The sequence below is a fragment of the Roseburia sp. OF03-24 genome (assembly GCF_003463035.1).
Taxonomy (GTDB): Bacteria; Bacillota; Clostridia; order Lachnospirales; family Lachnospiraceae; genus Roseburia; species Roseburia rectibacter.
This window is the reverse complement of sequence record NZ_QSCK01000013.1, coordinates 44257-69961: the sequence shown is the minus strand read 5'-3', so window position 1 is coordinate 69961 and position 25705 is coordinate 44257. Positions and strand designations below refer to the sequence as shown.

23 protein-coding genes and 2 pseudogenes are annotated in these 25705 nt (G+C 42.0%); 20 read left to right on the top strand and 5 right to left on the bottom strand.

The window, feature by feature from the left end; all coding sequences use genetic code 11:
- Positions 1-3: 3 nt before the first annotated feature.
- Complete coding sequence (locus tag DXA60_RS08470; RefSeq protein WP_243006825.1) at positions 4-1332, bottom strand: TrkH family potassium uptake protein; 1329 nt, start codon at positions 1330-1332, stop codon at positions 4-6.
- A 239-nt stretch (positions 1333-1571) separates the two neighbouring features.
- Here DXA60_RS08470 and DXA60_RS08465 point away from each other — a divergent pair, with 239 nt between their 5' ends.
- The 16 genes from DXA60_RS08465 (at position 1572) to DXA60_RS08390 (ending at position 16157) form a co-directional block, all read left to right on the top strand.
- Positions 1572-2663 (top strand): recombinase zinc beta ribbon domain-containing protein, encoded by a 1092-nt coding sequence (locus tag DXA60_RS08465; protein ID WP_243006824.1) that lies wholly within the window; start codon positions 1572-1574, stop codon positions 2661-2663.
- Complete coding sequence (locus tag DXA60_RS08460) at positions 2626-3042, top strand: O-antigen ligase family protein (RefSeq protein ID WP_158570868.1); 417 nt, start codon at positions 2626-2628, stop codon at positions 3040-3042. The genes DXA60_RS08465 and DXA60_RS08460 overlap by 38 nt, the downstream gene beginning before the upstream one ends.
- A gap of 436 nt (positions 3043-3478) precedes the next feature.
- On the top strand, positions 3479-4057 hold the full coding sequence (locus tag DXA60_RS08455) for a manganese efflux pump MntP (protein WP_117920841.1): 579 nt from the start codon (positions 3479-3481) through the stop codon (positions 4055-4057).
- 44 nt (positions 4058-4101) lie between these two features.
- Positions 4102-5058, top strand: coding sequence for a calcium/sodium antiporter (locus tag DXA60_RS08450; RefSeq protein ID WP_117920840.1), 957 nt, complete (start codon positions 4102-4104; stop codon positions 5056-5058).
- Positions 5059-5580: 522 nt separating this feature from the next.
- Positions 5581-5844, top strand: a complete 264-nt coding sequence (locus DXA60_RS08445) for a hypothetical protein (RefSeq protein WP_117920839.1) — start codon at positions 5581-5583, stop codon at positions 5842-5844.
- Positions 5845-5847: 3 nt separating this feature from the next.
- Complete coding sequence (locus DXA60_RS19915; protein WP_117920838.1) at positions 5848-6057, top strand: S8 family serine peptidase; 210 nt, start codon at positions 5848-5850, stop codon at positions 6055-6057.
- Positions 6058-6753: 696 nt separating this feature from the next.
- The gene (locus DXA60_RS08435; protein ID WP_117920837.1) at positions 6754-7140 is read left to right on the top strand and encodes a zinc ribbon domain-containing protein; all 387 of its coding nucleotides are present in this window, start codon (positions 6754-6756) and stop codon (positions 7138-7140) included.
- Positions 7141-7151: 11 nt separating this feature from the next.
- Positions 7152-8546, top strand: coding sequence for a hypothetical protein (locus DXA60_RS08430; RefSeq protein WP_117920836.1), 1395 nt, complete (start codon positions 7152-7154; stop codon positions 8544-8546).
- A 162-nt stretch (positions 8547-8708) separates the two neighbouring features.
- Complete coding sequence (locus DXA60_RS08425) at positions 8709-9326, top strand: SGNH/GDSL hydrolase family protein (protein WP_117920835.1); 618 nt, start codon at positions 8709-8711, stop codon at positions 9324-9326.
- Positions 9307-9447, top strand: coding sequence for a hypothetical protein (locus DXA60_RS08420; RefSeq protein ID WP_243006823.1), 141 nt, complete (start codon positions 9307-9309; stop codon positions 9445-9447). Before DXA60_RS08425 ends, DXA60_RS08420 begins: the two co-directional genes overlap by 20 nt.
- Before the next feature lie 396 nt (positions 9448-9843).
- On the top strand, positions 9844-10413 hold the full coding sequence (locus DXA60_RS08415) for a glycerol-3-phosphate responsive antiterminator (RefSeq protein ID WP_117920834.1): 570 nt from the start codon (positions 9844-9846) through the stop codon (positions 10411-10413).
- Between the two features lie 119 nt (positions 10414-10532).
- The gene (glpK, locus tag DXA60_RS08410; protein ID WP_015519905.1) at positions 10533-12029 is read left to right on the top strand and encodes a glycerol kinase GlpK; all 1497 of its coding nucleotides are present in this window, start codon (positions 10533-10535) and stop codon (positions 12027-12029) included.
- Between the two features lie 72 nt (positions 12030-12101).
- Positions 12102-12812: an MIP/aquaporin family protein gene (locus tag DXA60_RS08405; protein WP_117920833.1), complete on the top strand. Its 711-nt coding sequence runs from the start codon at positions 12102-12104 to the stop codon at positions 12810-12812.
- 247 nt (positions 12813-13059) lie between these two features.
- Positions 13060-14496: an NAD(P)/FAD-dependent oxidoreductase gene (locus DXA60_RS08400; protein ID WP_199536201.1), complete on the top strand. Its 1437-nt coding sequence runs from the start codon at positions 13060-13062 to the stop codon at positions 14494-14496.
- A 17-nt stretch (positions 14497-14513) separates the two neighbouring features.
- Complete coding sequence (locus DXA60_RS08395; RefSeq protein WP_117920831.1) at positions 14514-15782, top strand: NAD(P)/FAD-dependent oxidoreductase; 1269 nt, start codon at positions 14514-14516, stop codon at positions 15780-15782.
- A gap of 15 nt (positions 15783-15797) precedes the next feature.
- Positions 15798-16157: a DUF1667 domain-containing protein gene (locus DXA60_RS08390; protein ID WP_006857089.1), complete on the top strand. Its 360-nt coding sequence runs from the start codon at positions 15798-15800 to the stop codon at positions 16155-16157.
- Positions 16158-16268: 111 nt separating this feature from the next.
- Here DXA60_RS08390 and DXA60_RS19215 read toward each other — a convergent pair whose 3' ends face one another.
- Both DXA60_RS19215 and DXA60_RS19910 read right to left on the bottom strand, forming a co-directional pair.
- On the bottom strand, positions 16269-16850 hold the full coding sequence (locus DXA60_RS19215; protein ID WP_243006822.1) for a fibronectin type III domain-containing protein: 582 nt from the start codon (positions 16848-16850) through the stop codon (positions 16269-16271).
- 87 nt (positions 16851-16937) lie between these two features.
- Positions 16938-17132 (bottom strand): annotated as a pseudogene (locus tag DXA60_RS19910) (fibronectin type III domain-containing protein); the annotation flags it as partial.
- 137 nt (positions 17133-17269) lie between these two features.
- Between DXA60_RS19910 and DXA60_RS08380 the strand changes: the two are divergent.
- Entirely contained in the window at positions 17270-17566 is a 297-nt protein-coding gene (locus tag DXA60_RS08380; RefSeq protein ID WP_442969714.1) for a flavodoxin family protein, read from the top strand.
- A 51-nt stretch (positions 17567-17617) separates the two neighbouring features.
- On the opposite strand, the gene DXA60_RS08375 is transcribed toward DXA60_RS08380, so the two are convergent.
- Together DXA60_RS08375 and DXA60_RS08370 are read right to left on the bottom strand one after the other, a co-directional pair.
- A complete protein-coding gene (locus DXA60_RS08375; RefSeq protein ID WP_117920830.1) occupies positions 17618-19309 on the bottom strand; it encodes an EAL domain-containing protein in 1692 nt (563 codons plus the stop codon).
- Between the two features lie 47 nt (positions 19310-19356).
- On the bottom strand, positions 19357-21075 hold the full coding sequence (locus DXA60_RS08370) for a methyl-accepting chemotaxis protein (RefSeq protein WP_117920829.1): 1719 nt from the start codon (positions 21073-21075) through the stop codon (positions 19357-19359).
- 251 nt (positions 21076-21326) lie between these two features.
- Here DXA60_RS08370 and DXA60_RS08365 point away from each other — a divergent pair.
- The 3 genes and pseudogenes from DXA60_RS08365 to DXA60_RS08355 form a co-directional block, all read left to right on the top strand.
- Positions 21327-21560 (top strand): annotated as a pseudogene (locus DXA60_RS08365) (IS4 family transposase); the annotation flags it as partial.
- Positions 21561-22166: 606 nt separating this feature from the next.
- On the top strand, positions 22167-24164 hold the full coding sequence (gene metG, locus DXA60_RS08360; protein WP_117920828.1) for a methionine--tRNA ligase: 1998 nt from the start codon (positions 22167-22169) through the stop codon (positions 24162-24164).
- 129 nt (positions 24165-24293) lie between these two features.
- Positions 24294-25697 (top strand): DUF6056 family protein, encoded by a 1404-nt coding sequence (locus tag DXA60_RS08355; RefSeq protein ID WP_117920827.1) that lies wholly within the window; start codon positions 24294-24296, stop codon positions 25695-25697.
- The last annotated feature ends 8 nt before the right edge of the window (positions 25698-25705 follow it).

The following is a 25705-nucleotide window of genomic DNA, read 5'->3' as shown; positions in this document are numbered from 1 at the left end:
TTCTTAACCTACCGAGATTTTCTCGACAGGGAGTTTTGATAATGTGTTTTTTGTTGCCGGCAGTGTAGCGAAGATCAGCGTCAGCCCACCAACTCTGCCGATATACATCTGTGCAATCAGAATCAGTTTGCTTATAGCCCCAAGTTCCGGTGTGATACCCAGTGTCAAACCGACTGTGCCAACCGCCGATGCACTTTCATACAGGCAAGTTACAAGCGGAAGATTTTCCAGTTTACTGATTGCTATGCCACCAAGAAGAAATAACGAAATATACATAAAGAACACCGTTGCCGCATTTTTTACGGTATCATCATCGATGCGTCGCCCGAAGAAACAACCATTCTGACGTTTTTGAAAGACTGCCGCTGCGACAGATATCATTACTGCAAAGGTAGTAACTTTCATACCTCCTGCCGTAGAACCGGGCGCACCGCCGATGATCATCAACAATGATGTAATCATCTGTCCAGTTTCGCTCATTGCATTCAAGTCCACGGTGTTAAAGCCTGCTGTTCTCGGCGTAACAGCTTGGAACAAGGCTCCCCAAAAGCGTTCTGCAAACGGAAGATGTGCCAGTTCGAAAAAGAAGAAGTAGACCGTTGGAATCAGTATCAATCCTGAGGTAACAGTAAGGATAACTTTGCTTTGCATACGGTATCGCTTTATGTGGATGCCGTTGGTGCAAATATCTCTCCAAGTCAAAAATCCAAGTCCGCCGATGATAATCAGTAGCATGATTGCCAGATTGATAATTGGATTTGCAGCATATCCCATCAAAGAATTAAACAGAATACCATCATTTACAATGTCAAAACCGGCATTACAGAAGGCTGAGATAGAGTGAAATACTGCCATCCAAAGACCTTCGCCAAATCCGTAATCCCTGATGAACACAGGAGCCATGATCGCTGCGCCCAAAAGCTCAATAATTACGATGCCTTTCAAGATGAAACCAGTGAATCGGACAATGCCGCCAACCTGCGGTGCGGAAATTGCATCCTGCATTGTGCTTCTTTGCATCAAGGAGATTTTCTTTCCTGCTGCCATTGTAATCGCAGCAGCTACTGTGATAACGCCCATGCCGCCGATTTGAATTAACACAATAATGATTGCCTGCCCAAACACTGTCCAATGTGCCGCCGTATCATAAACCACAAGTCCGGTCACACAAACCGCCGAAGTCGATGTCAGCAGACAATCCAGAAACGGTGTAATCTCTCCACCTTTACTGGATACCGGCAACATCAGAAGCAGCGCACCCAACAATATGACAGCGGCAAAACCAAGAATGATCATCTGTGAGGAGGATAATTTACGTTCCAGTTTCCCCATCTCAACACCTCCAACGTTCGTTTTCTTAATTGTATTATTGCATTTCAACCATAAAATGGGCATTAGCGTGCTGGTTATGGCATTAAATTCGCATTAAGATAAAGACCATCACGGGTTCTCAAATAGAGAACCAGTGATGGTCTTCATTTTTAACAATATATCAATTCATTTAAGACGATTTCTTCCGCAGCATTGCGGATGAAGATGCCTATCAATTCTTTACTCAGCATGATACGGACTTGTTTTCAGACAAAGATGCCTTTGACAACAAGCATGGTATTATGGCTTACAACCGTACCGATCAGGAAAAAGGCAGAGCAACAAAGTACCTTCCTGCAAGTGAATGGATTGTATCTGTTGGCAAGCATCCGGGGCTGATTCCGGGTAAAGCGTGGGTACAGATTCAAGAATCTTTGGAACGCAATAAATCCAAATCCTTTAGGAAGCCACGCAGTAATGAAGCGCTTCTGACTGGCTTGCTATTCTGTAGCTGCGGTGAGCGTATGTATCCGAAAATGAGCAAGCGCAAAACTGCGGATGGAAAAGTAATTTATACCTATGTATGCAAAATGAAGGAACGCAGTCAGAGGTCTGTATGCAACAGCAAGAATGCCAATGGCAATACATTGGATATGGCTGTGGTCGAGCAGATTAAAATGCTTGCGGAGGATAAGGATACTTTCATTGCACAGTTGGAACAGAGCCGTAGATTCTATACCGGCAATCGCATGGACTATGAGCAGCGACTTGATGAAATGAGAAAGGAAAAGGCAGAAACCGAGAAGAAAATCAATTCTCTGGTAGACGCCCTTGTAGATATGGGTGACAGCCCTGCCAAGGCGCATGTAACCAAACGAATTGAGCAGTTGAACGAGGAATACCAGTCCCTTGAAAAACGTATTCAGGAGCTGGAGGGTCTGACCACACAGCATGCTCTCAGCGATATTGAGTTTGACTTGATGCGTCAGCTGCTGACTGTCTTCAAGGATGGTATTGACGAAATGACAGTTGAGCAGAAACGAGCAGCCATCCGCACCATCGTGCGTAAGGTTATCTGGGACGGAGTCAACGCTCATGTGGTTCTGTTTGGTGTGCAGGACGATGAAATCGAATACCCGGAAATCGCTTCTGTTGCTTCTGATAATACAGACGACGAGGACGAAAACGAGGAATTGGTGGCATTTTCTGATGTAGACTACGAAGATGACGATACGGAGGATGACCGCCTGGGAAAAACTAATCCCCTCAGTGCATCAAAAACGCATTGGGGGGAGGATAGCAAATGCAATACAGATGGATGCAAAAGAAGAATTAATATTTTGGCTGGATGATTATACACTGGAATTTTCAAAACTTGCTGCGGGATATTATTATGAGACAGAATGGGGAAAAGCGGATGAGATGGTGGAAATACCGCATGCTAATTTCCACGGACTGGAATATTTAGGAAGCGGCCGCCTTTACATCTGGTCAAGGATACTCCCAATGTTAAAACATTATATCTTAAAAGGGAGCGGTCCGGACACCTTTGCAGAAGTGTTTCCGCAAAATGATTATGTTGGAAAGATGATCTATGCGGAGAGCACCGGCAGGATCATGGAGCGTGCGCACAATGATTTCCTCGCGCACTGGGTGCAGACAGGATTGCTGTCACTTCTTGCACTGCTGTTGTTTTATGTGTTCCTTGGAATCGCGCTTGCAGCGGTGTAATGTTTTTTTAACGAAACATTCATTGACAAATCATGGTGTATAAGATATGATGTGAAAACAGCGTTTGGCATAAGTGAAAAACTTATGATGAGCACAGGCTGTTTTGAAGGAAAGCAGTCTGTGAAACCGTGAGGGAGTAGTTCGCGTGATCGCGTGGTTTGTCAACATACCGGTTTCTTTTGGTGGGCACACACGAAAAGAACCTGGCAAATCTTAAAGAATGAGACTCATGTATATTTTTGTAGGGATATCTGCGAGGATATCCGGTACAGGAATATACGTGGAGTCTCTTTTTTGTCGTATTTATTTGAGAAATATTATCATTTAAAGTATGTCAGAAATTGGAAATCACTGCAGGAATGACGCATACAGTACAAAATAACTGAGGAAACATCACGGAAAATGTCTGATACAAAAAGAAAGCGGGTAAAAAAAGATGGCTATTTTTATTGAATTGTTCCTGATGGGCGTCGGGCTGTCCATGGATGCATTTGCAGTGTCGATCTGCAAAGGACTTGGGATGCGTAAGGTCAACAAGAAACAGGCACTTGTGATCGGATTATTTTTTGGAGGTTTTCAGGCATTGATGCCTCTTATCGGATGGCTTTTGGGAAGTCAGTTTGAAAAATATATCACAAGCATTGACCATTGGATCGCATTTATACTTCTTGGAGTGATCGGTGGTAAAATGATCATCGAATCCATAAAACCGGATCAGGAAGAGGATGAGGTAAAAGAACTGGATGCGCCACTCGATCTCAAAGAGATGTTTGTGCTTGCAGTTGCGACAAGTATTGATGCACTTGCAGTCGGGATCACATTTGCATTTCTGGACTATCCGATCGTGGAGGCAATCACGATCATTGGAATCACCACCTTTTGTATCTCGATTGGCGGGGTTTATGTTGGAAACTTTTTTGGAAACAAGTACGAAAAGAAAGCAGAGTTTGCCGGCGGACTGATCTTAGTATTGCTCGGTGTCAGAATCCTTTTGACACATCTGGGAATTTTATAAATAACAGGATATAAATAACAGGAAAAACGAAGGAGGAAATGTGTATGGTGGCGATGATGCAGTCAATAGCTTTATTGATGGTGGGATTTGTTTTATTGATCAAAGGTGCAGATTTTTTTGTTGAGGGAAGTTCTTCCGTTGCAAGGGCGCTGCGGATTCCGTCTATGATTGTCGGACTCACGATCGTTGCAATGGGGACGAGCCTGCCGGAACTTGCTGTCAGTGTAACAGCTTCCGTTGCCGGTAACAATGCATTAGCAGTCAGCAATGTGATAGGTTCTAACCTTTTTAATTTAATGTTTGTATGCGGGGCATGTGCATTATTTGCACCGTTGATCGTACAGAAAGATACATTAAAAAAAGAAATACCAGTTTCTGTTCTGTGCGCGGTGCTTTTGTTTGTTCTGGGAATTTCCGGCATGGAGATAGGAAGAACAGATGGTGTGATATTGTTACTTCTTTTTATTGGATTTTTGGTATGGATGGTACGGTCAGCATTAAAAGCGCATGCGGCATCGGCAGAAGCAGAAGATCCTTCCGGTGAATATAAAATTTATCCTGCATGGAAATGTGCATTATATATTGTGGGTGGTGCAGTGGCTATTAAATTTGGCGGGGATTTTGTTGTAGATGGTGCGTCAGCGATTGCCGTAAAAGCCGGGTTAAGCCAGAATCTGATTGGACTTACGATCGTTGCAATGGGAACCAGCCTGCCGGAATTCGTCACCTCTGTGGTAGCTGCAAGAAAAAATGAAGTTGATATGGCATTTGGAAATGTGATCGGATCAAATATTTTTAATATTCTGTTTATTCTGGGAGTGACAGCAACGATAAGTCCGGTAGCGTTTATTATGGAAAATGTGGTGGACAGTATACTTCTGGTGCTGGTAAGCATTCTTGTATGGGTGTTTGCATGGAGCAGGCTTCATATAGAGAAAAAAGAAGGTGTGGTGCTGCTTGCATGTTATGCAGGATATCTGATATATATCTGTACGAGATAAGAAAGATAATGTATAAGATGAAAAAGGTGTTTATTGAAGAAATACAGGGAAAAGAGTATAATTCTGTTTTGACAGTTTAAAAAATTAAATCGCTCTCATCAATTGCTACTTCAAAACTAAGTTTTTCACAAACAGTATTCAATCAATCAACATATAAAGATGGAAAGCGAAAAAATTCTAAATATAAAGTTACAGAATCATTTAATTGGCTAAAGTGTTATTATCCTTGGAGTTATACAGACACAATTGGTGTTGCATGGAGTGGAGGTTTTGCCTATAGTACAAATTCAAAAAGCATAACGTATTATAATATGCTAGGAACACTACCATCGTTTAAATGGGCTAAAACATCAAAAGGAAGTAAACAAGCATTAGCAGATGGAACACCAGCGAAAGGATGCAAATATAATTTTTGCTTCATTATTTATACAGACTGCAGGATGCGAACAGACTGAATATTGAAAAAATAAAATACATATAGAAGATGTTTGGAAGGAAACATATGGAAATGAAAACATTATTGTGGGAATTATAGATAATGGTATAGATATTACATCTTCTGATTTACAAAGTGTAATATATCATAACGATCAAGAAATTTCTAATAATCAAGTTGATGATGTGGTTAATGCAATTAAATATGGATATAATAAGGGAATTCGTCTTTTTAATTGTAGTTGGGATATGGAAGTATATAGTGAAAAATTATATACAATAATGAAAGAATGTTCAGATGCAATTTTTGTTTGCTCAGGTGGGAAAAATAGTTCTAATGTAGATGAATAACATGTGTATCCAGGTTGTTTTGAGTTACCCAATGTTATATGTGTAGGAGGTTTGGGGATAAATGGTAAAATATATGAGTTTTCTGGATATGGAGAAAAAATTGATATATATGCTCCGGCGGAGACAGTATATTGTTTAATGCCGGAGGACACATATACTTATTCCGAAGGTGTGTCTATTTCTGTAGCATATGTTACAGGAACAATTGCATAAGTGTTACAATGAGGAATTAAATATACCAGTATTAGACGTAAAGAAGATATGTATTCAGGAGTGAAATAATGGATAGAATCATAATTTTAATTATAGTATATCTTATTGCATGCTATATATGGAAAAAGATTGATTGTTCAAGACATAAGAAAATACATAATGCAGTGTTATTTATATCAAGTATAATGGTAATCATCGGTTGTATAACACCATTAAATTCCACATATATAATTTTGTGCGCAATCATACTGATATTATTAGATTGTCTGGTAAAAAAAGTATGGACTGCATAAGGTAATATTTTTTTAACGAAACATTCATTGACAAAAGCCGGAGCAGATTTTGGTGACTTTGGGAGAAAATTAGAAAATCTTGGTCTGCCGGTCACGTCACTCCGAGAAAACCTACATCAGGCACATTTAGATTGCCTTATTTTCGTACAACGGAACAAAAATTACTCCGGCTTTGCGAGGGATGCCACTCATAAGCCTGCGACACAACATTTGAACGGGCATCTCATATCAATCGTACTGTGTAATCAGCAGCGATTAACCCCATTTTATATAAAGTTAAGACCTTATTTATTGAAGATATATTAGGAAAAGAGTATAATGTGCGTAAGCAATGAGCAGTGTCAAAACAGGTACTGCGTAGTATAGAAACAATCAGGAAACCAATTCAGGGAGGTAGTACAGTATGGAGTTTTTTGATAAGTTAAGCGAGACAATCGTGAGTGCAGGTAAGGATGTTGGTCAGAAAGCGAAGGATGTATCCGGGATCGCAAAGTTAAAGATGGATATCAGATCCAAAGAAGATTTTGTGGAAAAACAGTATGCGGAACTTGGAAAAGCATATTATGAGAAACACAAGGATGAAGAGAGCGCAGAAAGCGAAGAAAAGACACCGGAACAGGAGCACTTTTTCCTGATCACGGAGGCGCTTGGAGAGATTGAGCGCATGCGCGCAGAAATATTTAAACTTCAGGGAGCCGTGGAATGTCCGAAATGTGGTGCCAAAATGCCACAGGGAGCAGCATTCTGCAGTAGCTGCGGAACAAAAATGGACGATATATTTGAGGAATAGGAGCCGGATGCGTGGAAAATCAGAATAAAGCCCGGGCAGATCTGCGTCAGTTAATGCCTTTTTTCATTGTGGCTTTTGTGGGGATTATTTATCATCTGAGGATCCGTCCGATGGCGGGAGATGATGTATTTTTTTCGCAGGCAACGTCAGAGCTTGGATTGTGGGATTATCTGATACAGCGTTATGAGACGTGGACATCCCGGTTTGTGATAGAGTTTCTTCTTGTCTGGATCATAAAGTATCCAATTTTGTGGAGACTCATTGATCTGACGCTTTTTATTTCGTTTCCAGTATTAATCTCAAAAATATTTGATGGCGGAAAACTGATGGACTGGTGTGCGGCAGCGGCGGTTCTTTTATATCCGTTTCATGATATGGGAACGGCAGGCTGGATTACCACAACGGTAAATTATTTCTGGCCGGTCTGGGGAATGTTCTTTGTTGGATTTTTGCTGAAAAAAATGCTGGTACATAAGAAAATCAATATTGTGGAAGGCATTGCAGGGGTACTTGTCTGTGTGATCGCAAGCAGTCATGAGCAGGTAGCGGTGATCCTGTTTGTGGTTTTTATATTGTATGGCATTTATCTGATTTGTGGGAAATCTAAAAAGACGCCTTTGGTGCAGGATTCTGCTGGAAGCACGCTGACAGACAAAAAAGTGATACACAGCAATAATCTGTATCTGGCAGGAATGGTACTTGTTAATATCATAACACTGATCTCAATCCTGCTCTGTCCGGGAAATGCCGGAAGAAATGCGGTCAGCATTGCAGATCTTCCAATTTTTGAGACATATGGATTTGGAGATAAACTGTATCTTGGTCTGCTCAGTATTGAGCGTGTGTTTATAGCAAACTGCGATGCCGTATTTCTGACAGTTGTATTGGTGCTTGCAATGCTTGTCTATGTAAAAACGGATGACTATAAAAAGACCATTATTTCTGCGTTACCGGTCTTGATTTTATTCGGGCAGACGGCAATGCGTACTGCTTATCCGGGATTATCAGGTCTGTTTGTCATGCCGCAGGAGATCACAGAATGGAGCTGGAGCACGCTTTCTACCTGGCTTCCGATGGTGTATCTTGCAGTCACAGTGGCGGCAATGCTCTATGCATTGTGGATCATCCTGGGAGAGCAGCCGATAGAGTATATTTACGCGCTTCTTATGTTGGGATGCGGATTTGGTGCAGGCATGATCCTTGGATTTATGGCGACGATCTATGTTTCCGGTGAGCGTGTTTATATTACCCTGTATTTTATATTGCTGTTTGTGACAATGTTTTGCATTTACCGTATGGAAGATGCTGTGGAAGAAAAATTAAAGCAGACAGGTGGAAAGCTGGCGGTGACACTGCTTGCATTGATCTGCCTTATAAATATTGGATTTGTAACCCTGTCCTGTTAAGGACAGGGTTTTCTGTCACCATATTTTTTTGTTGACAAAACATAGTATTCATATTAATATAGTAGGAAATAAGAAAACAAAAATATACAATACTTCAGATAAAAGACAGAACAGAAAAGGATAGTGTGAAAAATACATTTTTCACAAGCAAGGGAGATTACTATGAAAGAAATATTATGCTTTGGAGATTCTAATACTTATGGTTTGATTCCTGGAACGAAAAAACGTTACGATAGAGATACAAGATGGACGGGACTGATCGAGCAGGAGCTGTATGGGAAAGGCTACCGCATCATTGAGGAAGGATTGTGCGGCAGGACAACGGTTTTTGAGGATGAGCTGCGTGAGGGAAGAAAAGGAGCTGCATTGCTGCCAACTCTTTTAGAGAGTCATGCACCGGTGGATCGTGTCGTTTTGATGCTTGGAACGAATGACTGCAAGACATTTTACAATGCCTCAGCAGAGGTGATCGGTCTTGGTGTGGAACGTCTGGTGGAGCAGATACGTAAGGCAGATCAGAATATCCGGATTTTACTGATCTCCCCGATACAGCTTGGGGAAGGTGTCTGGGAGCCGGGATATGATCCGGAGTTTAATGAAAAGTCCGTGGAGGTATCGAAGGGACTGAAAGCAGTTTATCAGAAAGTTGCAGAAAAATATGACTGTGATTTCCTTGCAGCATCCGATGTGGCAGAGCCGAGTAAAGAGGACAGAGAACATCTGAATAAGGAAGGTCACAAAAAGCTGGCGGAGGCAGTGCTTGGAGTGCTGGCGGCGTAGTAAGATCGTCGGACTTTCCGCAGGAGACGAATATGGAATCTTTGGTATGGATTTAGGCATGGGAGCACGCACGGCGCAGGCATGTGAGGAAAAGTTAAACAGTATGGACGGAGCATCATAACAGATCGGATAAAATGACAGGTAAAAAGTTTGATTTGGATGATTTTTAGATAGAATGAAACGAAATGTTATATATTGATAAAAATATAACAAAGAGGCTCTGGATAAAGAAACGGAATTATGCATTATATATAAAATAAAACGAATAAAACTGTAAAACACAAACAAAAATGATAAAAAGCATCAAGAAAGTATTGCATTGCATTGTGTATTATGATATGATGCAGTCAGTTTAATAAGAGAGCTATGACAGGAGAGCGAATAGAACGGCCGATGAAGCCGTTGGTATTGTCGCTCTTTTTTATGTTATATTAAAACTGCAATGAAAAAACGTCATGAGGTGACCATTAGTTGTATACATATGAATTAGGAAAAAGGTGTCTGGGAAGGGGAAAGCATGAATCAGAATTTTTATGAAGCAGTAGTGGATAATCCCATCATTGCAGCGGTAAAAAATATGGAAGATGTGACAGAATGCTGTAAGCATGATGATATCAGAGTCATATTTATTTTATTTGGAGATGTCTGTTCTATTGGATCAATTGTAAAGACGATCAGGGATGCAGGTAAGATTGCAATGGTGCATATGGATCTCATCAGTGGTTTAAGTCCAAAGGAGATTGCAGTTGAATTTATTAAAGAACAGACCGAAGCGGATGGAATTATTTCCACGAAGCCGTCACTGATCAAAAAAGCAAAAGAAATGTCTATGTATACAGTACTTCGTGTATTTTTACTGGATTCGATGGCATTTGAAAATATCAGGCAGCAACAGCACATGATAAAACCAGATTTTATCGAGGTACTTCCGGGAGTAATGCCAAAGATCATTGCACAGATCAGTCATTCGGTAAAAGTACCCATTATTGCGGGAGGGCTGATCACAGATAAAGAAGACGTGATGGGAGCATTGTCAGCGGGTGCGATGGCGGTATCATCCACAAACCATAAAGTCTGGAATATGTAAGGTAAAAAATAATATATTTCAATAGAAAAAAAGAACAATCAATTTTACGAATATTTATAATGCTCTGGGGGGAGCAGTTTAAATATTAAATAAAGCCAAAAGAAAGAGGAGGAAAAAGTATGGCAAAATATGTAATGGCACTGGATGCTGGAACCACAAGCAACAGATGTATCCTGTTCAACGAGAAAGGTGAGATGTGCAGCGTGGCACAGAGGGAATTTACACAGTACTTCCCACAGCCGGGCTGGGTGGAACATGATGCAGATGAAATCTGGGCAAGTATGCTCGGTGTTGCAGTTGAGGCGATGAACATGATCAATGCGACAGCAGAGGATATTGCAGCAATCGGTATTACCAACCAGAGAGAGACAACGATCGTCTGGGATAAGGAAACAGGAGAGCCGATCCATCATGCGATCGTATGGCAGTGCCGAAGAACTTCAGAATATTGCGATACCTTAAAAGAAAAAGGACTTACCGATAAATTCAGGGAAAAAACAGGTCTTGTCATTGATGCATATTTTTCAGGCACGAAGGTAAAATGGCTGCTTGACAATGTACCGGGTGCAAGAGAGAGAGCCGAAAAGGGTGAATTATTATTCGGAACGGTAGAAACCTGGCTGATCTGGAAACTGACAAAAGGCGCTGTTCATGTGACCGATTATTCCAATGCATCCAGAACAATGTTATTTAATATCAACACTCTTCAGTGGGATGATGAGATTTTAGCAGAGTTAAATATTCCAAAATGTATGCTGCCGGAGCCGAAACCGTCAAGCTGTATTTACGGGGAGGCAGATCCTTCTTACCTTGGTGGACCGATCCCGATCGCAGGTGCTGCCGGAGACCAGCAGTCAGCATTGTTTGGTCAGACCTGTTTTAACGCAGGAGAGGCAAAGAATACATATGGAACCGGATGTTTCCTTTTAATGAACACAGGCGAAAAACCGGTATTTTCCAAGAATGGTCTGGTAACTACGATTGCATGGGGGCTGGATGGAAAAGTTAATTACGCACTGGAAGGCTCTATTTTCGTGGCGGGGGCTGCGATCCAGTGGTTAAGAGATGAATTAAGAGTCATTGATTCTGCACCTGATTCTGAATACATGGCAAAGAAAGTAAAAGATACGAACGGCTGTTATGTAGTTCCGGCATTTACCGGTCTTGGTGCACCTCACTGGGATCAGTATGCAAGAGGTACGATCGTAGGTATTACCCGTGGCGTCAATAAATATCACATTATCCGTGCAACATTGGAATCTCTGGCATATCAGGTGAATGATGTTCTGGTTGCCATGAAAGCAGATTCCGGAATTGATCTTACCGCTTTGAAAGTTGACGGTGGAGCAAGTGCGAATGATTTCCTGATGCAGACACAGGCGAACATTATTGATGCGCCGGTAAATCGTCCGCAATGTGTAGAGACAACAGCGATGGGCGCTGCATATCTTGCTGGTCTGGCAGTCGGTTACTGGTCAAGTAAAGAGGATGTTATTAAAAACTGGGCAATCGACAAGACATTTGAGCCGCAGATCGATGCCGCAAAGAGAGAAGAAATGATCAAAGGCTGGAACAAAGCAGTCAAATATGCATACGGCTGGGCAAAGGAAGATTAAAAAGAAGGTTTTGTATAGGGAAGGTAAAGATTGTAATGTATTGGTAAAGTTAATTGAATAAGGGGGGATAGTATGTTACCATATATAGCAGAGTTTTTGGGAACTATGATTCTGATCATCTTAGGTGATGGAGTTGTTGCAAACGTAAATCTCAACAAATCTGGCATGAAGGGTGGAGGAACTGTCCAGATCACATTTGCATGGGGACTTGCGGTTATGCTGCCGGCATTTATTTTCGGAGCAGCATCGGGAGCATCGTTTAATCCGGCGCTGACGTTAGCACTTGCAGTTGACGGAAGTTTTGACTGGGCAATGGTTCCGGGATATATCATTGCACAGTTTGCAGGAGCGTTTGTTGGAGCGGTGATCGTATATCTTTTGTTTAAAGGACAGTTTGATGCAACAGAGGATCAGGCGACAAAACTTGGGGTGTTCTGTACAGCGCCTTCTATTCCGAACATGGGACAGAATATTTTCAGTGAGGCAGTTGGAACGTTTATCCTTGTATTTGCGATCAAGGGTATGGCAAATGTGCCGGGACTTACCGATGGACTTGGAAAGTTTCTTGTATTTGGAATCATTGTATCGATCGGTATGTCACTTGGTGGACTGACCGGATATGCGATCAATCCGGCAAGAGATATCGGACCGCGTCTTGCACATGCCGTTCTTCCGATTAAGGGAAAAGGAACATCCAACTGGGGATATGCAGTTGTTCCGCTGGTGGGACCGGTGATCGGAGCAATTGCTGCAGTACTGCTATATGGAGCAATTCCATGGTAGACCGTATGTTTGTCATGCGATAAGTAACTTTATATGACAATTTTATATTTATGACAGTAGATGTGCATGTGGAACCTGCAATCTATTGTTGAGGGGCAAGAGAGAAGAGAGCCTGACAGGATAATCGCAACAGCATGGGTGCGCTTACTTGTCAGGCTTTTTTATTCATAGGAGATTACATCTTATGAATGAAAAAGCCCTCCGGGTTAGATACCAGAAGAACAAAGTAAAAAAGGAGAGATGGAAAATGTATGACGTAATTATCATCGGAGCCGGTGTATCCGGCGCAGCAGCGGCGAGAGAATTGTCGCGTTATAATGCAAAAGTATGTGTGATAGAGAAAGAGGAAGATGTCTGCTGCGGCACATCCAAGGCAAACAGTGCAATCGTACATGCGGGATATGATGCAAAAGAAGGTTCCCTGATGGCAAAATTAAATGTACGGGGAAATGCCTTGATGGAGCAGCTTTCCAAAGATCTTGATTTTCCGTTTAAGCGGATAGGTTCTCTGGTTGTCTGCAAGGACGAGGAGGATATGTCAAATCTGAAGGCACTTTATGACCGCGGTGTGGCAAACGGTGTGCCGGGACTGCGCATTTTATTGAAAGAGGAAGTACATGAAATGGAGCCAAATCTTTCGGATGATATCTATGCGGCTTTATATGCGCCGAGTGCCGGGATTGTCTGCCCATTTCATTTAAATATAGCACTGGCTGAGAATGCAAATGCAAACGGTGTGGAATTTAAGTTTGATACGGAAGTAACAGATCTGAAAAAAACAGGAGAGATCTGGGAGGTCCATACGAATCAGGGCGTGTTTGAAACAAAATATGTCGTCAATGCGGCAGGTGTTTATGCGGATAAATTTCACAATATGGTCAGTGAAAAGAAAATCCATATTACACCAAGACGCGGCGATTACTGCCTGCTTGACAAGAGTGCCGGAAACCATGTGAGCCACACGATCTTTGCACTTCCAGGTAAATATGGAAAAGGTATTCTGATCACGCCGACGGTACATGGAAACCTGTTATTAGGACCTACTGCGATTGATATTGAGGACAAAGAAGGAACGAACACGACAAGAGAAGGCTTAGATCAGGTTATCGCCGGGGCGAATCTGAATGTAAAAAATATTCCGATGCGTCAGGTTATCACTTCTTTTGCCGGACTTCGTGCACATGAAGATGGTCATGAGTTTATCATTGAAGAGGCAGAAGATGCAAAAGGCTTTATCGACTGTGCCGGAATCGAGTCACCTGGGCTTACGAGCAGTCCGGCGATCGGAGAAATGGTTGCAGGTCTGTTAAAAGAAAAAATGCATTTGGAAGAAAAGAAAGATTTTATCGCAACGCGCAAAGGCATCTTAAATCCAAATACTTTAAGCAAAGAAGAAAGAGTGGCCTTAATTAAGGAAAAACCGGAGTATGGCAATATTATCTGCCGCTGTGAGATGATCACCGAGGGAGAAATTATTGATGCCATCAGACGCCCGCTCGGTGCAAAATCACTAGATGGTGTCAAACGCCGCACAAGAGCCGGAATGGGACGCTGTCAGGCGGGATTCTGCTCGCCGAGAACAATGGAGATCTTAGCAAGAGAGCGCGGTGTGAGTCAGTCTGAGATCACAAAATCAGGCGGAAATTCAAAAATTATTGTCGGAACCAACAAGGACAGATTGTAAGAGGGAGGAGCCAGAGCATGAAAACATATGATATCGTAATCATCGGAGGTGGACCGGCAGGGCTTGCGGCTGCTGTTTCTGCAAAAAATAACGGAATTGATGACATATTGATTTTAGAGAGAGACAAAGAATTAGGCGGTATTTTAAACCAGTGTATCCACAATGGTTTTGGTCTGCATACATTTAAGGAAGAACTGACAGGTCCGGAATATGCGGGAAGATTTATCTCGCAGGTAAAGGAACTTGGAATTGAATATAAATTAAATACCATGGTCATGGATATCAGCCATGAAAAAGTAGTTACTGCAATGAACCGCGAAGACGGTCTGTTTGAAATTCAGGCAAAAGCAGTTATTCTTGCAATGGGATGCCGCGAGAGACCTCGTGGAGCGTTAAATATTCCGGGATACAGACCGGCAGGAATTTATTCTGCAGGAACGGCACAGCGTCTGGTAAACATCGAAGGGTTTATGCCTGGACGTGAAGTTGTCATTTTGGGTTCCGGCGATATCGGTCTGATCATGGCAAGAAGAATGACACTTGAGGGCGCAAAGGTTAAGGTTGTGGCAGAATTAATGCCATATTCCGGTGGGCTGAAACGTAATATCGTACAGTGCTTAGATGACTATGGAATCCCGTTAAAGTTAAGCCACACGGTTGTGGATATTAAGGGAAAAGAACGTGTAGAGGGAATCACGTTGGCTGAGGTTGACAGCAAGGGAAAACCGATCCCAGGAACTGAGGAGGAATATAGCTGCGATACACTTTTACTTTCTGTTGGACTGATCCCGGAAAATGAGATTTCCAAAGGTATGGGGGTTGACATGAACCCGGTTACATCAGGACCAAAAGTAAATGAGAGTCTTGAAACGAATATTCCGGGTGTGTTTGCCTGCGGAAATGTACTGCATGTACATGATCTTGTGGATTTTGTATCTGAAGAGGCAAAGACAGCCGGAAAAAATGCAGCAGTTTATGTAAAAGCAAATGGCGTGGAAGCAGCAAGAGATAACGATATTATTTTAAATCCGGTCGAAGGAGTCAGATACACAGTTCCGGGAACTATCAATGTTGCCAGTATGGATGAGCAGCTTACGGTTCGTTTCCGCGTGGGTAGTGTATACAAGAATTGCTATGTCAGTGCTTATTTTGGTGATGAGAGAGTCATCCACAGAAAACGTCCGGTCGTGGCACCGGGAGAAATGGAAGAGATCAAACTGACAAAAGAGCAGCTTTTGCAGTACCCGGATCTAAAGACGATCACAGTCAAGATCGAGCAGGAATAAAATGGAGGTATATCAATGGAAGAGAAAAATTTAATCTGTATCGGTTGTCCGATGGGCTGTCCGCTGACTGTAAAAATGGAGAACGGTGAAGTTGTCAGTGTTACAGGGAATACCTGTAAGCGCGGTGATATCTATGCGAGGAAGGAAGTGACAAATCCAACCAGAATCGTTACCTCTACAGTAAGGATCACCGGCGGAAGCGAAGCAATGGTTTCTGTAAAGACAAAAGAAGATATTCCGAAAGGAAAAATATTTGACTGTGTCAAAGCATTGAAAAATGTTGAGGTTGCTGCTCCGGTGCACATCGGGGATGTGCTTGTGAAAGATGTTGCAGGGACAGGTGTGGATGTGATCGCAACGAAAAATGTGGAGTAAGTTATAGATTACATGCGGTGTGAATAAATTTTAAACATCCGGGGCAAAACAGATATCTTTGAGTATCCGTTTCGCCCCGGATGTTTTTGCAATCATTTCATGGTCAGCTTTTTATTTGCTATAAAATACTGATGTAGGATTGGATACATAAACGGTTGTGGAACAATTTTTCTTTCCGACTTTGCAGACCGGCTTGACACTGATGTAATACATGGTATTTTTTTTCAACTTTTTCTTTTTAAATTTTTTCAGGGTGTAGCTGGTGTTTTTACTTTTAACGGTGTCTACTTTTGTAAAAGTTTTCGTATCGTAGCTTGTGGAAACGTATATTTCATATGCGGAAGCACCGGAAACTTTTGACCAGTTGATCTTTATTCCTGAGCCGGACTGTTTTGCAGTAATCTTTTTAGGCGAGGTGCCAAAAGTAATGACGGTACTCCATGGACTGTAAACTTTTTGCTTAGTGCCTGCAAGTGTGACATAGGAACGGACTCTTGCTGAATAAAAAGTGCCTGCTTTGATTTTTTTTGAATTGGTATATGTTCCAAGGTAACTGTAAAATTTTGTTTCGTTTACAATCGGTTTTTTAAATTTTTTGGAATCAGAAACTTTTGTTATCTGCAACTGAAATGCTTTGGCACCATTAATGCCTTTCCATTCAAAGCTGGCATCTCCGGGATAAGCAGTTGTCACTTTAAAATCACGTATTTTCTTTGGAAGTGTTGTGGCGTAGGTTTCTGTGTAAGTATTAGAAACAGCCGTAAAGTCAGAATTGCTGTTTAAGGCATAAACGCAGATTGCATAAGAGCCATCTTCTTTTAAGTTTTTAATCGTACAGGAATTTGTACTTGTGGTAAGTTCCTTGGAAAGATCGGAAAGACCACTTGGATAATATACAACTTTATATCCGGATGCACCGGAAACGGCTGCCCATTTAAAGGACAGGGATGCAGCGGTTGCTTTGGTTCCTGTAATTTTTGCTGTTTTATCGCTGATCCGTGCAACAACTTTTAAGGTGTCAGACCAGTTTCCAATATCACAGAGATTTTTATCGTCAGTATAGAAATAGTCGGCAGGAGCAGTGTAGGCGCAGACACGCGCATAAAAAACAGATTTGCCGGACGGTCTCCATTTTTATAACCATATTTGGTGGCAGTGATATCTATTTCCGGAAAATCCTGAGTCAGGTTAAGCAGTTCATTGATGCAGGCAATGTTATCGTCGGTGAGTATATGTGTCAGGGCAGAATGCCGCAGTCTGTCCGGGAACGCTACCTGAAAATGAAGGAGGCTCCCGATCATCCGCAGAATCTGGATGTATTGATCCAGAATTTTGACTGTGCATTGTCTCACCCTGATGCCAATGACCTGGAAAAACTGAAAGAAGCCGTTATGAATTCATCTTTCTGATAAGGCCATAAAATAAGGCAGCCCCACATAACTGAGTCTGCCTTACCTTCTTTACTTAACGTTGATGCCTCTGGCATATTGTTGTAGAAACTGTTCTTTTCCACATGGTCTGCCCAAATAATATCCCTGCAGATAATCAACCTTCATTTCTTTCATTTTCAAGAGCCATTCCTTTTCCTCGATGCCTTCTGCGCATATCCTGACGTTAATGCTATGTACCATCGGGATGATATTTTTATATAATTCATAATCCCTGGCACTGTTCATCGCCTTGGCAGTAAAATCCCTATCCATTTTCACATAACTCGGATTCATATCACGTATACAATGAAGATTCGAATATCCTGTTCCAAAATCATCGATCACGAAGGGGATCCCGTTCGTGTCCAAGCTCTTACGGAATTTGCAGAATGCTGGTGTCATATCCATAAATCCGCTTTCTGTCATTTCAACGCATAAACATTCCGGCTTTAAAGTGTACTTTTGAATCACATCCAGAATATCCCGCTCTACATTGCCCTGCAGGATCTGAACATAGGATACATTTACATTCATCCGGAAGTCCGGAATATATTTCTGCATTTCACAGCACATTGCTGCGGCTTCGTTCAAAATATATCTTCCGGCGGGAATAATCAATCCGGTCTCTTCCAACAATGGGATAAATTCCATCGGTGAAACAAGCTTCTGTCCTTCTTCCGTTATCATGGAAAAACGCATCAGCGCCTCTGCTCCAATGATCTGTTCCGACTGGCAGTCCACAATCGGCTGATAATTGACCTCAAAGCCTTCGTAATTGTTTACAATAGCATTACGAAGTGCTGCTATGATTCTTCCTTTTCGTAAAAAGACCTCATAGTCATCCTGGGCGAAAATATAGAATCCGTTTTTACCCATGCTTTTTGCCTGTTTCAGAGCAAATTCAAATTTTTTACGGCATTCTTCAGTCCCCTCACAAAATGTTGCTGCATCTATAACACCAATAGAAACGGAAAATACAGCTTCATAATTTTCGGCTACTATAAAATTATAAAGTTTATCTGTGATCTTTTCTTTCAGTGCCACAGCGTCTTCCGCAGAAGAAGCATCCAGATCCACGATCACATACTGATCCGCTACCAGATGGTAAATTCTCTGCTTGTCCGAAAGGCAATCCTTCATGCAGCCGGCTACGCTTTTCAGGATATAATTACCATAATCAGCTCCCCTGGAGCTATTGATCGCTCCGAAATCATCAATTCCTACATGCATCAAAAAGCCCTTGGAAATAGGTGCCTTTTGTGAACACAGGTAAGTAAGGAATTCCGGACCACCAAGCAGTCCTGTGACATTATCAGCTCTTCTCTTGTTGCCGGTCTCGTTCAGACATCCGACCAGATACTCTGCCTTTCCCTGCGGATCATTGATCACAATACCACGGCAGTTGATCCAGACCGGCATACCTTCTTTATCAAGCCACCTGTAATGAAGATTATGTACCTTTTCTCTTCCTTCGCATATATTCGCAAGATGCTTTGTAAGCATCCTGCGGTCTTCCTCATACACTACCTTCATAACTTCATTTGCAGCATCTGTCAGAAGATTTTTCGACATATTAAACCGTTTCACAGCTGACTGTGAAATCTCAAAGGTATTATTCTGCAGATCAAATATATACAGATAATCATCCGTACATTCTGTAATAATCTCAAATAAGATTTCTGCTGTCTGCTCTCCAAACACATTAAATATATCATTAATCACAACAAGTACCTTCCTTTTGACAACTTCACCCTATCCCTGCCATTTTTCTAGAATAACTTAAAGATATTCACGCGGTCATGCATCTTGGCTGCTCCCTCTGCCAGATTAATACTGATCGCAGTATTCTCTTCTGATGATGCCGCATTGCCCTGTACCACACCGGACAGCTGTTCAATTCCCTGACCGATCTGTTCCAAGGACTCTGCCTGGGAGTTGGCTTTCTCCATGGTGTTCTGTGCAAGCTCTGCAAAGGACTCCATATCTGCAATGATCTGATTGAATGCGTCTGCTGTTGTTCTTGTGATCGTATTTCCCTTTTCAATTTCCACTAAGGTCTTATCGATCAGATCTCTCGTATTTACAGCAGACTTTGCACTGTCTGCTGCCAGCTTGCCGATCTGATCCGCAACCACTGCAAAGCCTCTTCCTGCTTCTCCTGCTCTGGCAGCTTCTATGGAAGCATTCAGGGATAACAGATTGGTCTGGGATGCAATAGTCTCGATATCGGTGATAATATTACCGATCTCTTTGGAGATTTCTGTAATGTGCTCCATTTCCGTGAGCAGCTCATTCATTTTTTCTTTTTCTTCGTTCGCTTTGTTTGCAGAAGCTTTTACACGTGCTGATGCGCTCTGCGTTTCTTTCGCTGTATCTGCAGCCAGATCCACGACAGTGTCAATGGTGGCATTCAATTCCTCGATGACTCCTGCCTGCTCTGTTGCACCGTTCGCCAAGGATTTTGATGCATTTTCCACCTCGGATGAATTCGATGATACCTGTTCTGCCAGATCGCTGATCTCGGTCAGGGTACTGTTAAAGCGCTTCAGAATATACAGCAGTGATGTCTTCAATTCTGAGAAATCTCCCAGGAAATCTGTAATCTCATCACCATTTCTGGTCAGGTCACCCTGCGCGATTGCCTTAACCTCCGCGGAGATCTCCCTGACATAATCTGCCAGAATACCCATGGCTTCTTTCAGATTCCTAATGGTATCGCCAAACTCATCCTCAGACTCATAGGTAAGCATTTCTACGTTAGACAGTTCACCCTTACGCAGACTGGCAACCGCTGCTTCTATCTGTTCTACCGGCTCTGTAATGGAATTGGTAATGATGCTTCCGATCAGTGTCGTCACTACAGCAATCGCAAGACCCGCTGCCACGATCACAACAAATATGATTATGGTGCATACCTTGGCCATGGTATTTGCCCGATCTAATTCTACCTGGAACTCATCACGCAATGAAGTTAATTTCTCAGTAAAAGACTTATATTCTTCATACACCTCTCCGGTCATCAGCTTCGCTGCCTCCTGCTGTTTCCCCTCACGGCTTAACTTCAAAATTTCATCGGAAGCAGCCCTATATTTTTCCCATGCAGCGCTTGCCACTTCATAATCATCCCGTCCTTTTTGAGCATCGCTGTCTGCAGACATTATTGCATCCAGCTTCGCATCGGTATCCTGAATCTGGCTCTCCAGCTTCTGGATTTCTTCTTCGCAGGAGTTCATGACTGCTGCATCTGATTCTACCAGATGCTGATACTGTTTGATTCTGTATTTCGCAGTCATTGTCTCTAAATCCTGCAGATATTCCAATGACGGAGACCAGACCTCCGTGATCTTCTCTATATTTGAACGGATCACTAATGTCGAGATCAGCGCCACCAACACTAAAAATAATGTCATAACAAGCACTGTCATTCGATATACTTTTAATTTTCCTGCAACCTTTAAGTTAACTATACGCTTTTTGATCTTTTCCATGATGGTTTGCCTTCCTTTGTAAATTATTGATCTTTTATAACATTTATTTGTCCATAGACGATTAAAAGATAGCATACTTTATTGGAATAATCCATAAAAAAAATAAATTATTTTCTGCTAAATATTAGTGACTCAAACTCCGCACTTGAATAAGTGCCTATGCACCTTGAAAATCCAATAATACCTGGCACAAATATAGCATGAAACCGTCTGGTTTTGATATCATTGAGTTGCTCAAAATCAATCAAACTGCAAATGTAGACAAAAGGACCATTGGATACAAACGCAGGAAACTGTCCATGGAAAAAGGAACCTCCGCCATGCTTTCGCTTTTGGAAACTGCTAAAAAGGCGGTAATCCCTGCGAAATATGTTCTCTTTGACAGCTGGTTTTCCTCTCCAGGTACGCTTCATGCTGTAAAAGAGATTGGATATGATGTAATCGGCATGGTTAAGAAAACTCCAAAGATGTTCTTCTGGATCAATTAAAGGTACTTTGATATCGTAATATGGAAGTAAAATGCTTCCCGGCATACTTTCCAATGCCGGAATTTGAGCGGGTAAACTGGTATTGCGTGATCGCACAAAAAGGGTCAGGCGCTTGACTTTTTACACATTCCATGCTAGATTGAAAATAATCGTAAAAAAATAAAACACCATGAAAAAGAGAGTACATCTGTTGGAACTTTACAGAGAAGTTTCTATAATTCCGGGAAAGGTGATGTGAGTCAGGTACTTTAAATAAGAAAACCTGTATCACAGAAAATGAAAGGTCGAACCGGAATGAGGCTGAGAGGAAACGGGCGGACATAGATGGAAGATGGCTTTGGAGTGGCAGGACTGAACTGTTTTAGAAAATGACAGATAAGTCCCGACAGGTCCGCCTGTTACAGCGGGAGATATTACAGCAGATGCGCACCGGGGCAGTATGTATCCGGGCAGTCCGTGAGATATCAGAATGAGGCTGGCATTTTATGCCGGTAAATGGGAGTGGTACCACGGGATAACGTCTCGTCTTCTTTTTAGAGGACGGGACTTTTTTGTTATAATCCGCATCCATAAGCAAATTATTTAAGAAAGAAGGAAATACACATGAGCAGCAAAGGGAAATTTTATATGACAACAGCGATTGCCTACACATCAGGCAAGCCACACATTGGAAACACCTACGAGATCGTACTTGCAGATGCAATTGCAAGATTTCGCCGTCAGGAAGGCTATGATGTTTACTTCCAGACCGGAACAGACGAGCATGGTCAGAAGATCCAGGAGAAAGCCGAGAAAGCTGGTATCACTCCGAAGGAATATGTAGACAACGTTGCCGGAGAAGTAAAACGTATCTGGGATCTGATGAACACTTCTTATGATAATTTTGTCCGTACAACGGATGAAGATCATGAGAAACAGGTAAAAAAGATCTTCAAAAAATTATATGATAAAGGTGACATCTACAAAGGTTCCTACGAGGGACTTTACTGTACTCCGTGTGAATCTTTCTGGACAGAGTCACAGCTTGTAGACGGCAAATGCCCGGACTGCGGACGTGAGGTCCAGCCGGCAAAAGAGGAAGCATATTTCTTTAAAATGAGCAAATATGCTGACAAGCTCATCGATTATATTAATGAGCATCCTGAATTTATCCAGCCGGTTTCCAGAAAAAATGAGATGATGAACAACTTCCTGCTTCCGGGATTACAGGATCTTTGTGTATCCAGAACCTCATTTTCCTGGGGTATTCCGGTTGATTTCGATCCGAAACATGTCGTATATGTATGGCTTGACGCGCTGACAAACTATATCACAAAGATCGGATATGACGCAGATGGCAATTCCAGTGAGCTCTTCAACAAAAACTGGCCTGCAGACTTACATCTGATCGGAAAAGATATCATCCGTTTCCATACGATCTACTGGCCGATCTTTTTGATGGCACTGGATTTGCCGCTGCCAAAACAGGTATTTGGACATCCGTGGCTTTTACAGGGTGGCGAGAAGATGAGTAAATCCAAAGGAAATGTGATCTACGCAGATGATATGGCTGATTTATTCGGTGTGGATGCGACACGTTACTTTGTACTGCACGAGATGCCGTTTGAAAATGACGGAATCATTACTTGGGATCTTGTCATTGAGCGTTACAACTCTGACCTTGCAAATATCCTTGGAAACCTTGTAAACCGTACCATTTCCATGAGCAATAAATATTTTGACGGTGTGGTAAAGAGCACAGGTGTGACAGAGGAAGTTGATGCAGACTTAAAGGCAGTTGTAACATCTACAAGGGATAAAGTTGCAGAGAAAATGAAAAACCTGCGTGTTGCAGATGCAATCACAGAGGTATTTAACTTATTCCGCCGCTGCAATAAATATATCGATGAGACAGCACCATGGGTACTTGCAAAAGACGAGGCAACAAAAGACCGTCTGGCAGAAGTTCTTTACAATCTGGTAGAATCCATCACCATCGGAGCATGTCTGTTAAAGAGCTTTTTACCGGAGACAGCAGACCGTATCTTAGCGCAGCTTAACACAGGTATGCGTGAATATGATGATCTCGATAAATTCGGACTTTATGAGAATGGAAATAAAGTAACAGAAAAACCGGAAATCCTTTTTGCACGTCTTGATGCAAAAGAGATCATGCCAAAGATCGATGCGATCCGTGAAGCACAGAAAGCAGAATTTGAGGCAGAGCAGAGAGTACTTGGTGAATTGCCAGAGACAACAGAGGAAGCAGGCGAAGCAATCGATATCGAGGCAAAACCGGAGATCGAGTATGATGACTTCATAAAAATGCAGTTCCAGGTCGGAGAGATCATTTCCTGTGAAGCAGTGCCGAAGTCAAAGAAATTATTATGCTCCCAGGTAAAAGTCGGAAGCCAGGTAAAACAGATTGTTTCCGGTATCCGTAAATATTACACACCGGAAGAGATGGTCGGCAAAAAAGTCATGGTACTTGTAAACTTAAAACCAGCAAAACTTGCCGGAGTTTTATCGGAAGGAATGTTATTATGTGCAGAGGATGCAGAGGGCAATCTTGCGCTGATGACACCGGAAAAAGCAATGCCAAGTGGAGCAGAGATCTGCTAACATATTGAAAAATAAAAATCTGTCATGACAGTTGCGATAAATCTATGATGTTGTGCCGGATTTGTGAGGGAAAAAGAGATAGTGTATGCGCTATCTCTTTTTCGATATCACACAGGGAGGAACAAAAGAGTGAGAAAAAAAATACAGGGGATATTTCAAAGAAACCTGCCATTTGTGCTGGTGTTTATGGTGGCACTTATCTGGCATCTGGTCATTAAAATTTCTGCCGGTGATGATGTTGTCTATTTTCAGACGCTGATGGATGGAAGAAGTATCTGGGAGATTTTAGCGCACCGCTATGCGACATGGTCTTCAAGAATGGCAATCGAATTTGTTCTTATACCACTGGTACAGGTTTCGTGGCTGTGGAAAATCCTGGATATTATTATTTATACACTGATTCCTGTATTGTTATACCGCTTATTAAATAATTACACGGAATATATTGATGAAAATGTAAGCTGGTCAGATAAAGATTCAGACAGGGAAGAATCTAAGAGTATATTAAAATGGCTTGTCTGTGCGTTTATGCTGCTTTACCCATTTTCGGATATGGTATCAGCTGGCTGGATCGCAACGACGGTCAACTATCTGTGGCCGCTTTTTGGAATCTTATATATCGCCCTGCTTTTACAGAAACTGGCACAAAATAAGTTTTTGCACTGGTATGAGGGCGCAGCAGGGATGATCTGTTGTATTTTTTGCAGCAGTCAGGAACAGGTGGCAGCAATTTTACTGGTTATGATTTTTCTTGCGTTACTTTATAACTGGCACAGAAAAAAAGCGGGGAGTCTGTGGATTTACGGATATTTTGTCGTTGATCTGATTTCACTTTTTACGATTTTGTGCTGTCCGGGAAATAGTATCCGCAGCATTCAGGAAGTCGAAGGGCGTATGCCGGAATTTGCACATTTTTCCATTTGGGAAAAGATTTATATGGGAGTTGTAAATATAGAACGCATTTTTATTGCGCAGGTCAACAGTATTTTTCTGATCGTCTCGGTTATACTGGCAGTACTGGTCGGACTGAAAACGAAAAATATGATAAAAACATTGCTGTCATCTGTTCCTGTATTTTGTATTCTTGGATATGCACTGATCCGCACCGGGCATCCGTGGTATGAAAAAATATTTATTATACCGGAACAGACAGCAGGGTGGAATTTTAAAGATCCGGTGAACTGGCTTCCGGTGTTATTTTTGATCGTGACGGTGGCGGGGATGTCCTATGCACTGTTTTGTCTGATGAGAGAGAAGCTGGAAATATATCTTTATACACTTGTGATGCTTGGTGTGGGACTGGCATCCGGCATTGTCATGGGATTTTCTCCGACAATCTATGCATCGGCAGACAGACCATATATTTATCTGTATTTTATTCTGATGGTAACGTGTCTTTTTTGTATCCGGCAGATGTATGGGCAGATCAGAAAAGAAATTCCGGTACTGGTTCAGAAGATTTCAATGGTTGTGCTTGGAATGTTTTGCATGGTCAATATCGCAGAAACACTTTGGATGTGTCATATTATGTAAAAGAAACA

Excerpts from the sequence above, each read along its gene's own strand:
- DXA60_RS08470 (WP_243006825.1), bottom strand. The coding sequence starts at position 1,332 with ATGGGGAAACTGGAACGTAAATTATCCTCCTCACAGATGATCATTCTT.
- DXA60_RS08460 (WP_158570868.1), top strand. The coding sequence starts at position 2,626 with ATGGATGCAAAAGAAGAATTAATATTTTGGCTGGATGATTATACACTG.
- DXA60_RS08455 (WP_117920841.1), top strand. The coding sequence starts at position 3,479 with ATGGCTATTTTTATTGAATTGTTCCTGATGGGCGTCGGGCTGTCCATG.
- DXA60_RS08450 (WP_117920840.1), top strand. The coding sequence starts at position 4,102 with ATGGTGGCGATGATGCAGTCAATAGCTTTATTGATGGTGGGATTTGTT.
- DXA60_RS08435 (WP_117920837.1), top strand. The coding sequence starts at position 6,754 with ATGGAGTTTTTTGATAAGTTAAGCGAGACAATCGTGAGTGCAGGTAAG.
- DXA60_RS08425 (WP_117920835.1), top strand. The coding sequence starts at position 8,709 with ATGAAAGAAATATTATGCTTTGGAGATTCTAATACTTATGGTTTGATT.
- DXA60_RS08415 (WP_117920834.1), top strand. The coding sequence starts at position 9,844 with ATGAATCAGAATTTTTATGAAGCAGTAGTGGATAATCCCATCATTGCA.
- glpK (WP_015519905.1), top strand. The coding sequence starts at position 10,533 with ATGGCAAAATATGTAATGGCACTGGATGCTGGAACCACAAGCAACAGA.
- DXA60_RS08405 (WP_117920833.1), top strand. The coding sequence starts at position 12,102 with ATGTTACCATATATAGCAGAGTTTTTGGGAACTATGATTCTGATCATC.
- DXA60_RS08400 (WP_199536201.1), top strand. The coding sequence starts at position 13,060 with ATGTATGACGTAATTATCATCGGAGCCGGTGTATCCGGCGCAGCAGCG.
- DXA60_RS08395 (WP_117920831.1), top strand. The coding sequence starts at position 14,514 with ATGAAAACATATGATATCGTAATCATCGGAGGTGGACCGGCAGGGCTT.
- DXA60_RS08390 (WP_006857089.1), top strand. The coding sequence starts at position 15,798 with ATGGAAGAGAAAAATTTAATCTGTATCGGTTGTCCGATGGGCTGTCCG.
- DXA60_RS08370 (WP_117920829.1), bottom strand. The coding sequence starts at position 21,075 with ATGGAAAAGATCAAAAAGCGTATAGTTAACTTAAAGGTTGCAGGAAAA.
- metG (WP_117920828.1), top strand. The coding sequence starts at position 22,167 with ATGAGCAGCAAAGGGAAATTTTATATGACAACAGCGATTGCCTACACA.